Source organism: Tabrizicola fusiformis (assembly GCF_013328815.1).
Lineage (GTDB): Bacteria > Pseudomonadota > Alphaproteobacteria > Rhodobacterales > Rhodobacteraceae > Fuscibacter.
Genome location: NZ_JABUHN010000002.1, coordinates 463911 through 476614, shown reverse-complemented (window position 1 = coordinate 476614; position 12704 = coordinate 463911). Strand labels below are relative to the sequence as shown.

Genomic DNA, 12704 nt, shown 5'->3' with positions numbered 1-12704 from the left:
ATGGGTCTGCTCATGCACGCCGGCTACCACGCTGGATTCACGAGATGAATCCCTCACGGGATTTGTGCAACAGAGCCATTTGACGCCGTCACATGCACCACAATACGGATGCAAGACACATCCGGACTTGCGAGGTTACAAGCCACCAGAGGATAGTCGTTCGGAACCCCAGGCTCCGTCCCTTACCCGTCATACCACGCGCGTGATCTCGGATTGCGCTGGGCCACGACGTCCGTTTGCAGCCACAGAAGATCAGGCGGGTTTGGACATCAAAGAGGAGCCTGTAGGAAAGTGGGCGCGCGCCATACTGATTCTTACCACCGTAGGGCTGGCGGCATGCCACCCGATGACCCTGATCGCGGTCCGGATTCCAATTGGCTTTCCTACGGGCTGCGTCTGACTGGCTTTGACGAACCCGAAGCCGCACGCCGGTTGTGCGGCGATCTGATGGCGGGCCTCGAGATGCCCTGCATTCCGGCAGTCAAACGCTGATGGTGGGTGGTGAGGGACTCGAACCCCCGACATTCTCGGTGTAAACGAGACGCTCTACCAACTGAGCTAACCACCCGACCCGCGCCTTCTAGCGCGAGTGGTGCGCCCGGTGCAAGCACCGGGTTTTCCTTGGGTTCCGCCGAGTGCCACCCCGCCCGCGCCGGAATGCAAAAAGCGCGCCGTTGTGGCGCGCTTTCGCTGTGATGGTGGGAGATAAGGGATTTGAACCCCTGACATCTTCGATGTGAACGAAGCGCTCTACCGCTGAGCTAATCTCCCGTTGGCGGGGGGTTTAGCTGTCTTCGCCGTCCTCTGCAAGGGCTTCGGGTGCAGATTTTTTGGTGGCCTTTCCGGCGGTTCCGCGCTTGAGCTTCATCGACAGGATGGCGCCCTGTTCCAGCGCGCGGGTGCGGTTGACCTTGATCTTGCCAAGGGCGGGCAGATGCACGGTTTCGCCGCCATCCAGCGCCTTGCCGATCTGGGTCAGCGCCGCCTCGACGATTTCCTTGACCTGCGGCTTCTTGGCGCCGGTGGCCTCGGCGACGCGGGCGACCAGATCCTTGAGCTTCATCACCGGGGCGGTTTCTGCGCCCTCGACCGGGTCGGTCGCGGCGACCAGCACCGGCTTGGCGGCCTTGGCCGGTTTTTCGGCCTTGGCAGCGGTCTTGGCAGTCGTCTTTTTGGCGGGAGCGGTTGTCATGGGGGCCTCTGCAAGCGGTTTGGCCCATGATTATCGCTGCTGCGGAAACAAATCTACAAAATGCGCCGCGAAACGGAAGATTTGGCGACAATTCTTGCACAAAGACCAAAAGAAAAGGCGCGCCGAAGCGCGCCTTTTCCGGGTTCGGATCGCCGTTAATGGGCGGTCTGGCTGGGCGCCGCATCGGCCCCGGCGCGGCGGGCCGCCGCAGCCGCCTCTTCGGCCGCCTCATCCCATTCGACAGGCTCGGGCTGACGGACCAGCGCCTGTGCGAGAACCTCGCTGACATGGGTGACCGGAATGATGGTCAGCCCCGCCTTCACGTTCTCGGGGATCTCGGTCAGATCCTTGGCGTTCTCTTCGGGGATGAACACGGTCTTGATGCCGCCCCGAAGGGCTGCCAGCAGTTTCTCCTTCAAGCCGCCGATGGCACTGGCATTGCCGCGCAGGGTGACCTCGCCGGTCATGGCGATGTCCTTGCGGACCGGAATGCCGGTGAGGACCGAAACGATGGCGGTGACCATCGCAAGCCCTGCCGAAGGCCCGTCCTTGGGCGTGGCGCCGTCGGGAACGTGGACGTGAATGTCCATCGCCTCGAACTTCGGCGGCTTCACCCCCAGTTGCGGACTGATCGAGCGGACATAGGAGGAGGCCGCCTCGATCGATTCCTTCATCACATCGCCCAGCTTGCCGGTGGTCTTCATCCGGCCCTTGCCCGGCAGGCGCAAAGCCTCGATCTGCAAGAGATCGCCGCCGACGCTGGTCCAAGCGAGGCCGGTCACCACGCCGACCTGATCTTCCTTCTCGGCCAGACCATAGCGGTGCCGCTGCACGCCCAGATATTCCTCGACCTTGGCGGGATCGACCGAAACCGCCTTGGCCTTTTTCTTGAGGATATCCGTCACCGCCTTGCGGGCCAGCTTGGCAATCTCACGCTCAAGGTTCCGCACGCCGGCTTCGCGGGTGTAATAGCGGATGACGTGGGTCAGGGCGTCATCTGCAACGGCAAACTCCCCCTTTTTCAGACCATTAGCCGCGACCTGCTTGGGCAGGAGGTGCTGCTTGGCAATCTCGCGCTTTTCATCCTCGGTATAGCCGGCGACCGAAATGATCTCCATCCGGTCCAGAAGCGGCCCGGGCATGTTGTAGGAGTTCGCGGTCGTGATGAACATCACGTTGCTGAGGTCGTATTCCACTTCAAGATAGTGGTCGACGAAGGTCGCGTTCTGTTCGGGGTCCAGCACCTCGAGCATCGCGCTTGCCGGGTCACCGCGGAAATCCTGCCCCATCTTGTCGATTTCATCGAGCAGGATCAGCGGGTTGGTGGTTTTCGCCTTTTTCAGCGCCTGAATGATCTTGCCGGGCATCGAGCCGATATAGGTGCGCCGGTGGCCGCGGATTTCGCTTTCATCGCGCACGCCGCCCAGCGAGATGCGGATGAACTCGCGCCCCGTGGCCTTGGCGACCGAGCGGCCAAGCGAGGTTTTCCCCACGCCGGGCGGGCCGACGAGGCAGAGGATCGGGCCTTTCAGCTTGGCCGAACGGGCCTGCACGGCCAGATATTCGACGATGCGTTCCTTGACCTTGTCGAGGCCATAGTGGTCAGCGTCCAGCACCTTTTGCGCGGCATCAAGGTCTTTCTTGACGCGGCTTTTCGCCCCCCACGGCACGCCCAGCAGCCAGTCGAGATAGTTGCGCACGACGGTCGCCTCGGCGCTCATCGGGCTCATCGACTTCAGTTTTTTCAGCTCGGCCTCGGCCTTGTCGCGGGCCTCTTTGGAGAACTGGGTCTTCTTGATCCGCTCTTCCAGCTCTTTCAGCTCGTTCTGGCCATCCTCGCCGTCGCCAAGCTCCTTCTGAATGGCCTTCATCTGCTCATTCAGGTAATACTCGCGCTGCGTCTTCTCCATCTGGGTCTTGACGCGGGATTTGATCTTCTTCTCGACCTGAAGCACGGACATTTCGCCCTGCATCTGGCCATAGACCTTCTCAAGCCGCACCGCGACGTCGAGGGTTTCCAGAAGATCCTGCTTCTGCGCCACGTCGATGCCCAGATGACCCGCGACCAGATCGGCCAGACGGGCCGGTTCGCGGGTTTCGGACACCGCCGAAAGCGCCTCTTCGGGGATGTTCTTCTTGACCTTGGCGTAACGCTCAAACTCGTCGGACACGCCGCGCAGCAGCGCCTCCACCGCGTCCTTGTCGCCGGGGGTTTCGTTCAACGCTTCGGCCCGCGCTTCAAAGAAGGCGGGGTTGGGCAGGAATTCGGTGATCTTGACCCGCGCCTTGCCTTCGACCAGCACCTTGACGGTGCCATCGGGCAGTTTGAGCAGTTGCAGCACATTGGCCAGCACGCCAATGCGGTAGATGCCATCGGTGGCCGGATCATCCACGGAAGGGTCGATCTGCGACGAGAGCAGAATCTGCTTGTCGTCGGCCATCACCTCTTCCAGCGCCTTCACCGATTTCTCGCGGCCCACGAACAGCGGCACGATCATATGCGGGAAAACCACGATGTCGCGCAGCGGCAGCACCGGATAGCTTTGGGGGGAAATGTTCGTCATCAGCGTTTCCTTGATCGGCAGGAAGGCACGGGCCCCGGATATCGGCAGCACGACGGCCCTCTCCATCGGAGTGTTTATCTGGGGGCGCGGTCGCGGCGTGTCAACCTGGGCTCCGGTGGTTCGGGCCGATCATGCGCCGGGGGCTTGCGGGGGGCAAGCGGCTTTCCCGAAGAATTGGCGGCGCTGTGGCAACCTGATGTTCACGATTGCGCCGCCCCGGCCAAAAGCCCGGCAAGCAGGCCAAGGTGAACCGGGCGGAAGGCCAGCCGGTCGGGCAGGCCCGCCGCGGGCGCCGCGGCCAGTGCGGCGCGGGCGGCTTTCAGCGGCGCCGGGCCGATCAGCCGCGCCGCCCCTACCGCCTCGGCGGCGTCCAGCGCATGGGCAAAGGCGGTGGCGGGCGGTGTGGGATCGGCGGCTTCGGGCGGCGGCGCAGTGGTGGGCGCCTCTGCCCAGACCTGCCCCGGCTCGGCGATCAGCGGCGGCAGGCTGGCGGCGGCGGTTCCCAGATCGGGCGGGGCGCAGCGCGTGGGGTCAAGGAACGGCAGGCCCACCAGTTCGGGCGCAAGGCGGTGCAGAATCTCGAACGGCAGGCGCCCGCCCTGCAGCGCGGCGGGGGGCCGCGTTGCCGCCCAGCCCGCGAAGCCCGCCCCTGCCAGCGGCGTCAGCCGCAGCCCCATCTGGCAATGATGCCCCGCCAGCGCCCGCAGCCGGAAGGCCCAGCGGTATTGCGTTGCCTGCGGCGCCCCGGGCAAAAGCGCGCCCTGCGCCATGTCCCAGGCCTGGGCCAGTTCGGCGCGAAAGGCACGGCGGGCGAGAAAGCCGCGCGGCGCCTCGGCCTGAAGGGGGGCCAGTTCGCTTACCCAGTCGAGGCTGCGCAGATATTCCCCGCCCTGCCCGCCCACGGTGACCAGCCCCGCCTCTTCCTGCGCCAGCGGCAGATAGGGGCCCGCGAAACTGCCCAGCGAGACATCCTGCCAAAGGGCGAAGCGGTCGCTCAGGCTGCGGGGGCGCAGCGCGCCCTCTTGCCCGACGTTCAGCCGCAGGCCGTAACGGGCCGCCAGATCGCCCGCCACGGCCAGATCGCCCGCCTGATGCCGGGCCGAGACAAAGCGCAGCGCATCAAGGTCGGGCAATTGCCCGCTCTCGCGCAGGTAAAGCGCCATGGCGAGGGTGCAGCGGCTGTCGAGCCCCCCGGTCAGGTCCATCGCCAGCCGCAGCCCCGGCCGGCGCAGCAGCGTCACCAGCCGCGAAAGCCACGGACGCAGCGCTTCGTCCAGCGTCGCCGGGACCGGGCGCGGCAGGGTCACCACCTGCGCCCGCCCTGCGGTGACGGCCACCCCGGCCCAGGCCGGCACCAGCCGGATTTCGGCGGCAGCGGTGGCGGTCCATGGCAATTGGTCAAAGGCGGTCTGCGGCGCAGACCATGCCGCCAGCGCCCAAGGCCGCACCCGCAGCCGCCAGCCGCGCGCCGCCACCGCCCGCACCAAGGGCGCAAAGCCGTTGGCCACCGCCCAGCGCCCCCGGTCGGCATAAAGGAACAGCCGCGCCTGCCCACGCGAATCGGCGGCAATCAGATGGCCCGTGGCGGTCTTGCGGCAGGTCAGGTGGCAGCCGTCGGCGCCCAAAGGCGGCACCCGTCCCGCCGCCTGTGCCCCGCCCGTCCCGATCATCAGATCGGCCCCGTCCCAAGCATAGCCCGCCAACTCCGCCTCGGGCAGCGGCGCATCGCAGGACCAGACCACGGGGCGCGGGGTGAACATGGCTACAGCGGCTCGATATCGCCTTCGGCGCGCAGGGCGTGGAAGGCCGCGACGAAGGCAGAAAGCTGCCCTGCCCCGATCGCGTCGCGCAGGCCCTGCATCAGCTGCTGATAATAATGCAGATTGTGCCATGTGATCAGCATCGAGGCGATGATTTCCTGCGCCTTGAAGACATGGTGCAGATAGGCGCGGCTATAGCCGGTGCAGCAGGGGCAGGTGCAATTTTCATCCAGCGGGCGCGGGTCGTCCTGATGGCGCTGGTTCTTGATGTTGACCTGCCCGCGCCGCGTCCATGCCTGCCCGGTGCGGCCCGACCGGGAGGGCAGCACGCAGTCCATCATGTCGATGCCGCGTTCCACCGCGCCAACGATGTCATCGGGCTTGCCCACGCCCATCAGATAGCGGGGCTTGTCCTCCGGCAGGAAGCCCGGCGCATAGTCGAGGACGGAGAACATCGCCTCCTGCCCCTCGCCCACCGCAAGGCCACCCACGGCATAGCCATCAAACCCGATGCCTTGCAGCGCCTTGGCCGATTCCTCACGCAACTCGCGGTTCACCCCGCCCTGCATGATGCCGAAGAGGGCATGGCCCGGCCGGTCGCCAAAGGCATCGCGCGACCGCTGCGCCCAGCGCATCGACAGCCGCATGGATTTCGCCACCACCTCATCGGTGGCAGGCAAGGCCGGGCATTCGTCGAAACACATCACGATATCGCTGCCCAGAAGGCGCTGGATTTCCATGCTGCGCTCGGGCGTCAGCATATGCTTGGAACCGTCGATATGGCTGGAAAAGCGCACGCCCTCTTCGGTCAGCTTGCGCAGGGGGCCAAGGCTCATCACCTGAAAGCCACCGGAATCGGTCAGGATCGGGCGCTGCCAGTTCATGAACCTGTGCAGACCGCCCAGACGCGCCACCCGTTCCGCCGTGGGCCGCAGCATCAGGTGATAGGTGTTGCCCAAGAGGATGTCGGCGCCCGTTGCGCGCACCGAATCCGGCAGCATCGCCTTGACCGTGGCGGCGGTGCCCACCGGCATGAAGGCGGGGGTGCGAATCTCGCCCCGGGGGGTGTGGATCACGCCCTTGCGCGCCAGCCCGTCGGTGGCTTGCAGCGTGAAGCCGAATGTCGCGCCCATTTTTGCACCCTCCTTCGCCGTTGCGGAACCGCACCCTAATGCCTGCGGGTCCGGGCTTTGCCAAGGGGGTGACTGGGGGCTTGGCAAGGCCGTCGCGCTCTGGTCTTGTCGGATCAGGCACGGGGGGCAGGATGCGGATGGCGGGCACAGCAGGGGCGGTTAAGACACGGGGGCCGCGCCCGTGATCGAAACGCCACCGCCCCGGGGCACCGAAGCCCGCCGCCGCGAGATCACCGAAGCGGCCCTGCGCTGTCTTGAGCGGCATGGCCATGCCGGGCTGACGGCGCGGCGGGTGGCGGCCGAGGCGCAGATGTCATTGGGCCATATCACCTATAATTTCAGCGGCATGGACGAGGTTCTTGCCGCAGCCTTCCGCCTTGCCATGACGCGGATGCAGGAACAGGCCGAGGCGCGGCTGAACCTGCCCGGCGCCACCCATGCCGAGCGGCTGGATGCCTTTCTGCGCGCCGCCTTCGCGCCGGAAAGCCTGACGCCGGAACTCTTGCGGGTGCGGATCGACCTTTGGGCGGCGGCCTTGGGCAATCCGGTGCTGGCCGAAACCGAACGGGCGCTGAATGCGGTCTGGCGGGCGCGGGTCTCGGAACTGCTGGAACGGATGTGCGACCCGTGGAAGGCCGACCGTATTCCGCAGGTCGCCAATCTGATCCTTGCCACGCTGGACGGACTCTGGCTCGACTGGGCACGGCGCAGTGATGACGAGGCGGTGAAGGCGGCGATCGACGGCTGCGTCACCTTCGCCAAGCTCCGGTTGGGGTAAGACCGATTTCTTCGAAGAAATCGGGCCGGAGCCTTCGAAGGCTCCGCTGCCCGGCGGGCAGAAAAAGGGCGGCCCGGAAGGCCGCCCCTCGCGTTTCGTTCAGGTCCGGCTCACGAACAGCCGCTCGTGCCGCCGCAGGTGTTGCACTTCATGCAGGTGCCGTTGCGGACCAGCGTGTAGTTGCCGCATTCGCCGCAGGGGTCGCCTTCATAGCCCTGCATCTTGGCCTTGGTGCGGGCGTCCATCGACACGGTGCCGGTGGCAATTGCCGTGGCGCTGTAGCTGACGGCGGCTTCGGAGAAGCCGGACACCGGCGCCCCGGCCAATCCACCCCCGGCCAGCGCCGAGGCGCCCATGCCGCCTTGCAGCACCACCAATTCCTGCGGCAGGCGCTTGCGCAGATAGCCGGTCGAAGAGATCGACTTGAGCATTTCCAGCCCCTTGGACGCCGCGGCCTCGCTCACCTCACCGAAGTTGCGCTTGCCCTCGTTGTCGCCGCGACCCAGATCGTCGAAGGCCGCGCCCTGTGGTTTGACATGGGCCAGATCGGTGCGGTCCAGATAGGAAATCGCCAGTTCGCGGAAGATATAGTCCAGGATCGAGGTGGCATTCTTGATGCTGTCATTGCCCTGCACCATGCCCGCCGGTTCAAACCGGGTGAAGGTGAACGCCTCGACATACTCCTCCAGCGGCACGCCGTATTGCAGGCCGACCGAGATGGCGATGGCGAAGTTGTTCATCATGGCGCGGAAGCCCGCACCTTCCTTGTGCATGTCGATGAAGATCTCGCCCAGCCGTCCGTCGCCATATTCGCCGGTGCGCAGGTAAACCTTGTGGCCGCCGACGATGGCCTTTTGGGTATAGCCCTTGCGGCGTTCCGGCAGCTTTTCGCGGTTGGTGCGGATCACTTCCTTGATGATGATCTTCTCGACGATCTTTTCGGCGATCACCGCCGCCTTTTCCTGCGCGGAGCCGGTGGCGAGGATCTCTTCGGCCTCTTCATCATCCTCGATCAGCGCCGAAGCCAGCGGCTGCGACAGTTTCGAGCCGTCGCGGTAGAGCGCATTGGCCTTGATGCCCAGCGAATGCGACAGTTCATAGGCCGCCAGCGTTTCTTCGATGCTGGCCGAGTTCGGCATGTTGATCGTCTTGGAAATCGCGCCCGAAATGAACGACTGCGCCGCCGCCATCATATAAATGTGGCTGTCCACAGAGAGGAAGCGCTTGCCGGTCTTGCCGCAGGGATTGGCGCAATCGAAGACCGAATAGTGTTCCTTCTTCAGGAAGGGCGCGCCTTCCAGCGTCATCGTGCCGCAAACATGGTCATTGGCCGCGTCGATCTGGGCCTTGGTGAACCCAAGGTGGCGCAGAAGGTCAAAGGTCGGATCGGCCAGCTTGTCCGCCGGGATGCCGAGGCTGCCCTTGCAGAAATCCTCGCCCAGCGTCCACTGGTTGAAGACAAAGCGGATGTCGAAGGCCGAGGGCAGCGCCGCCTCGATCTTTTCCAACTCGCGGGCGCCAAAGCCGTGGCCGACCAGCGAGGTGGTGTTGATCCCCGGGCAATTGCCGATCGAGCCGTGGCCCACGGCATAGGCCACGATTTCCGCCGCCTGCGCGGTGGAATAGCCCAGCTTTTCCAGTGCCGCCGGAACCGATTGGTTGATGATCTTGAAGTAGCCGCCACCGGCCAGCTTCTTGAACTTCACCAGCGCGAAATCGGGTTCGATCCCGGTGGTGTCGCAATCCATCACAAGGCCGATGGTGCCGGTCGGCGCGATCACCGTGGTCTGCGCGTTGCGGAAGCCGTGTTGCTGCCCCAGCTCCAGCGCCTCGTCCCAGGCGGAACGGGCCAGCGTCACCAGCGTCTGGTCCGGGCAGGCAGCGGCATCCAGCGCCACCGGATTGACGTTCACCTCTTCATAGGAATCGCGGCTCCAGGCGGCGGCGCGGTGGTTGCGGATCACGCGCAGCATATGGGCCGCGTTACGCTCATACCCCGGGAAGGCGCCCAGCTCGCGCGCCATTTCGGCCGAAGTGGCATAGGCAACCCCGGTCATGATCGCGGTCAGCGCACCGCAAAGAGCACGGCCTTCGCGGCTGTCATAGCCCAGCCCCATGTTCATCAGAAGGCCGCCGATATTGGCATAGCCAAGGCCAAGGGTGCGGAAGTCATAGGAAAGTTGCGCGATTTCCTTGGACGGGAATTGCGCCATCATCACCGACACTTCCAGCGTCACTGTCCAGAGGCGCGAGGCATGGATATAGGCTTCGGCATCGAACTTGCCGCTGTGGAAGAAGGTCAGCAGGTTCATCGAGGCCAGGTTGCAGGCCGTGTCATCGAGGAACATGTATTCCGAGCAGGGGTTCGAGCCGCGGATCGGCCCGTCTTCCGGGCAGGTGTGCCAGGCGTTCACCGTGTCGTGGAACTGGATGCCCGGATCGGCGCAGGCCCAGGCGGCATGGCCGATCTGGTCCCACAGCTCACGCGCGGAAACGGTTTTCGCCACCTTGCCGTCGGTGCGGCGGATCAGCTCCCACGGCAGGTCTTCCCTGACGGCGCGCAGGAAGGCGTCGGTCACGCGGACCGAGTTGTTCGAGTTCTGGCCCGAGACGGTGATATAGGCTTCGGAATCCCAATCCGTGTCATAGGTGGGGAATTCGATCGAGGTGAAACCCTGCCGCGCATATTGCAGCACGCGGTTGGTATAGGTGTCGGGGATCATCGCCTTCTTGGCGGCCTTGATCGCGGATTTCAGCGCCGGGTTCTTTGCCGGATCAACCGAGGCTTCCGACGAACCGTCCCATTGGCGGATCGCGGCGAAGATGTCGTTCAGTCGGGCTTCATGCGCCTTGGACCCGGCGACAAGGCTGGCGACCTTCTGTTCTTCGATGACCTTCCAGTTGATGAACTGTTCGATATCGGGGTGATCCATGTCGCAGATCACCATCTTGGCCGCGCGCCGCGTGGTGCCGCCCGATTTGATGGCGCCCGCTGCACGGTCGCCGATCTTGAGGAAGCCCATCAGGCCCGAGGATTTGCCGCCGCCCGACAGCTTCTCCCCTTCCCCGCGCAGCGAGGAGAAGTTGGTGCCGGTGCCCGAGCCGTATTTGAAGAGGCGCGCCTCACGCACCCAGAGGTCCATGATGCCGCCTTCGTTCACCAGATCGTCCGAAACCGACTGAATGAAGCAGGCGTGCGGCTGGGGATGTTCATAGGCGCTGTCGGATTTGGTCAGCGTGCCTGTCTTGTGATCCACATAGTAATGCCCCTGCGCCGGGCCATCGACGCCATAAGCCCAATGCAGCCCGGTGTTGAACCACTGGGGCGAGTTCGGGGCGGCCATCTGCCGGGCCAGCATGAAGCGCATTTCGTCGTAATAGGCGCGGGCATCGGCCTCGGTCGAGAAATAGCCGCCCTTCCAGCCCCAATAGGCCCAGGCACCTGCCAGACGGTCGAACACCTGCTTGGCGCTGGTCTCGCCCACGAAACGCTCTTCGGCGGGCAGTTCGTGCAACGCCTGCTTGTCGGGGACCGAGCGCCAGAGGAATTTCGGCACGCCGTCTTCACGCACGCGCTTCAGCCGGGCCGGGACGCCCGCCTTGCGGAAGTATTTCTGCGCCAGCACATCCGAGGCCACTTGGCTCCAGCCTGCGGGCACTTCGACGGCATCGTTCTTGAACACCACCTTGCCATCGGGGTTGCGGATTTCCGAGGTGGTGCGGGTGAATTCCATGGCGCCATAGGCGCCCGCAGCTTCGGTGGTGAACTTGCGCTCGATCTTCATCTGCCCCGTCTCCGTTTGGTTGCGGCGGGGATCTGTGCCCCGTCCGATATCAAAATCCCCTTGCAGGACAGACACATGCCAGCCACCCGACAGCCTTCGCCCTCGGGGGTTTGCACCTGTTGCCCGGTGCCGCTGTTGCGATGTGGTCTGCTCTCCCGGCCCTACTATATCTTGTGGGGTTTCGGCCTGCTTCGTCAAACTGTCGCAAAGTGCGGACGGCATCAACGGTTTTTTTAGACTTACCCACCAGATTTTGTGCTTGACGCAGCAGGCCGGTCTACGGGCTGTGTAACGCCGCCGTGAGGGTGACGCAGGGGCAAGCGGCGGGATGCGCGGCGGCAAACCGCGCCAATTTGCCATGGAAGCGGCAGATTTGCGGGGCTTGGCTGCGGTGGCGCATGAAGTGCCCGTGGCCTGCGGCGCCGCGAATCTGCCCGCCTACACGCGGCGGTTGATCAGGGCGATCCCCGCCCCCACCAGAATCGCAGCCCCCAAAAGCCCGGGCACCAGCGCCTCGCCAAACACCAGATGGCCAAGGGCGATGGCGAAGAGCGGCGTCAGGAAGGAAAAGCTGGCCACCGTCGTCGTGGGATAAACCGACAGCAGCCAGAGCCACGAGATGAAGCCTCCGGCCACCACGACCGAAGCCTGAAACACCAGCCAGACCCAATGCATCGGCGTCACCTCGCGCAGCAAAGGCCCAAAAAACGGGGCCGCCAGCAGCATCAGCGGCGTCGAGACAAGGACCATCCAGAAAAGCTGCACCTCGGGTCCGGCTTCGCGCAGCCGGGTCTTACGGGCCAGAAAGGCGGTGCCGGCCCAGCCCATCGCCCCCGCCAGCGCGCAAAGATCACCCCAGAGATTGCCCTGCCCCTGCGGATTGCGCGACAGGATGGCCCACGCCGTGCCAGCAAAGGCCAGAAGAAGGCCCAGCGCGCGGATCGGGGTCAGCCGTTCGCCCGGCAGCCAGAAATGGCCCAGAATGCCCATCCAGACCGGCATGGAATAGAAGATCACCGAGGCGCGGCCCACCGCCGTCAGGTCCAGCGCCAGAAACAGCGCCATGAACTCGACCGCAAAGACCGCCCCGATCGCCAGCCCGGGGCCAAGGTCGGCCAGTGTCACCCGCCCCCACAGCCCGCGGTGGCGCAGCCAGGCCCAGACAAAGATCGTGGCCAGCGCCGACCGCGCCCCGGCAAAGAACACCGGCTGCAGGCCCTGATTGACCTCTTTCACGATGATCTGGTTCACGGCCAGCAACAGCGTCACCCCCAGAAGGGCCGCAAACCCTGTGCCGTCCAGCCGATCCTTGCGCATTGCCGTCCCCTGCCCGCCGTTCCTGCCCGCCTGTCCCGCGATCCGGCGCCACCCTTTGCCCGCCCCCCGGGAGTGTCAAGCCGTGACGTAGCCGCGAAGTCGGGGCGCGAAAACCGCTGGCCCTGCCGCCCCGGCTTGGGCTAAGGGGGCGCAAGGGGCAGGCGACGACAAGGGG

The 12704-nt window shown here is 65.2% G+C and carries 7 protein-coding genes and 2 tRNA genes; 1 reads left to right on the top strand and 8 read right to left on the bottom strand.

All coding sequences use genetic code 11. From position 1 onward, the window contains the following. Positions 1-492 precede the first annotated feature (492 nt). The 6 genes from HS053_RS04845 to tgt all read right to left on the bottom strand — a co-directional run bounded on the left by HS053_RS04845 (position 493) and on the right by tgt (position 6649). A tRNA-Val gene (locus HS053_RS04845) sits at positions 493-568 on the bottom strand. Between the two features lie 128 nt (positions 569-696). Further along, positions 697-771: transfer RNA gene (locus HS053_RS04840), tRNA-Val, on the bottom strand. Between the two features lie 13 nt (positions 772-784). Next, positions 785-1192, bottom strand: a complete 408-nt coding sequence (locus HS053_RS04835; RefSeq protein ID WP_174210068.1) for an HU family DNA-binding protein — start codon at positions 1190-1192, stop codon at positions 785-787. Positions 1193-1347: 155 nt separating this feature from the next. Beyond that, positions 1348-3756, bottom strand: coding sequence for an endopeptidase La (lon, locus tag HS053_RS04830; protein WP_174210067.1), 2409 nt, complete (start codon positions 3754-3756; stop codon positions 1348-1350). A 200-nt stretch (positions 3757-3956) separates the two neighbouring features. After that, positions 3957-5516 (bottom strand): hypothetical protein, encoded by a 1560-nt coding sequence (locus tag HS053_RS04825; protein WP_174210066.1) that lies wholly within the window; start codon positions 5514-5516, stop codon positions 3957-3959. 2 nt (positions 5517-5518) lie between these two features. After that, positions 5519-6649 (bottom strand): tRNA guanosine(34) transglycosylase Tgt, encoded by a 1131-nt coding sequence (gene tgt / locus HS053_RS04820; RefSeq protein WP_174210065.1) that lies wholly within the window; start codon positions 6647-6649, stop codon positions 5519-5521. A 181-nt stretch (positions 6650-6830) separates the two neighbouring features. On the opposite strand from tgt, the gene HS053_RS22570 reads away from it, so the two are divergent. Beyond that, entirely contained in the window at positions 6831-7427 is a 597-nt protein-coding gene (locus tag HS053_RS22570; protein WP_174210064.1) for a TetR family transcriptional regulator C-terminal domain-containing protein, read from the top strand. 110 nt (positions 7428-7537) lie between these two features. Here the strand turns inward: HS053_RS22570 and HS053_RS04810 are convergent, their stop codons facing one another. After that, positions 7538-11212 (bottom strand): vitamin B12-dependent ribonucleotide reductase, encoded by a 3675-nt coding sequence (locus HS053_RS04810; RefSeq protein ID WP_174210063.1) that lies wholly within the window; start codon positions 11210-11212, stop codon positions 7538-7540. A 438-nt stretch (positions 11213-11650) separates the two neighbouring features. Continuing rightward, positions 11651-12529: a DMT family transporter gene (locus tag HS053_RS04805; protein ID WP_174210062.1), complete on the bottom strand. Its 879-nt coding sequence runs from the start codon at positions 12527-12529 to the stop codon at positions 11651-11653. Positions 12530-12704: the final 175 nt, after the last annotated feature.

What these genes read in the sequence shown, in the direction of transcription:
- tgt (WP_174210065.1), bottom strand. Translation starts at nt 6,649, where the DNA reads ATGGGCGCGACATTCGGCTTCACGCTGCAAGCCACCGACGGGCTGGCG.
- HS053_RS04810 (WP_174210063.1), bottom strand. Translation starts at nt 11,212, where the DNA reads ATGAAGATCGAGCGCAAGTTCACCACCGAAGCTGCGGGCGCCTATGGC.
- HS053_RS04835 (WP_174210068.1), bottom strand. Translation starts at nt 1,192, where the DNA reads ATGACAACCGCTCCCGCCAAAAAGACGACTGCCAAGACCGCTGCCAAG.
- lon (WP_174210067.1), bottom strand. Translation starts at nt 3,756, where the DNA reads ATGACGAACATTTCCCCCCAAAGCTATCCGGTGCTGCCGCTGCGCGAC.
- HS053_RS04805 (WP_174210062.1), bottom strand. Translation starts at nt 12,529, where the DNA reads ATGCGCAAGGATCGGCTGGACGGCACAGGGTTTGCGGCCCTTCTGGGG.
- HS053_RS04825 (WP_174210066.1), bottom strand. Translation starts at nt 5,516, where the DNA reads ATGTTCACCCCGCGCCCCGTGGTCTGGTCCTGCGATGCGCCGCTGCCC.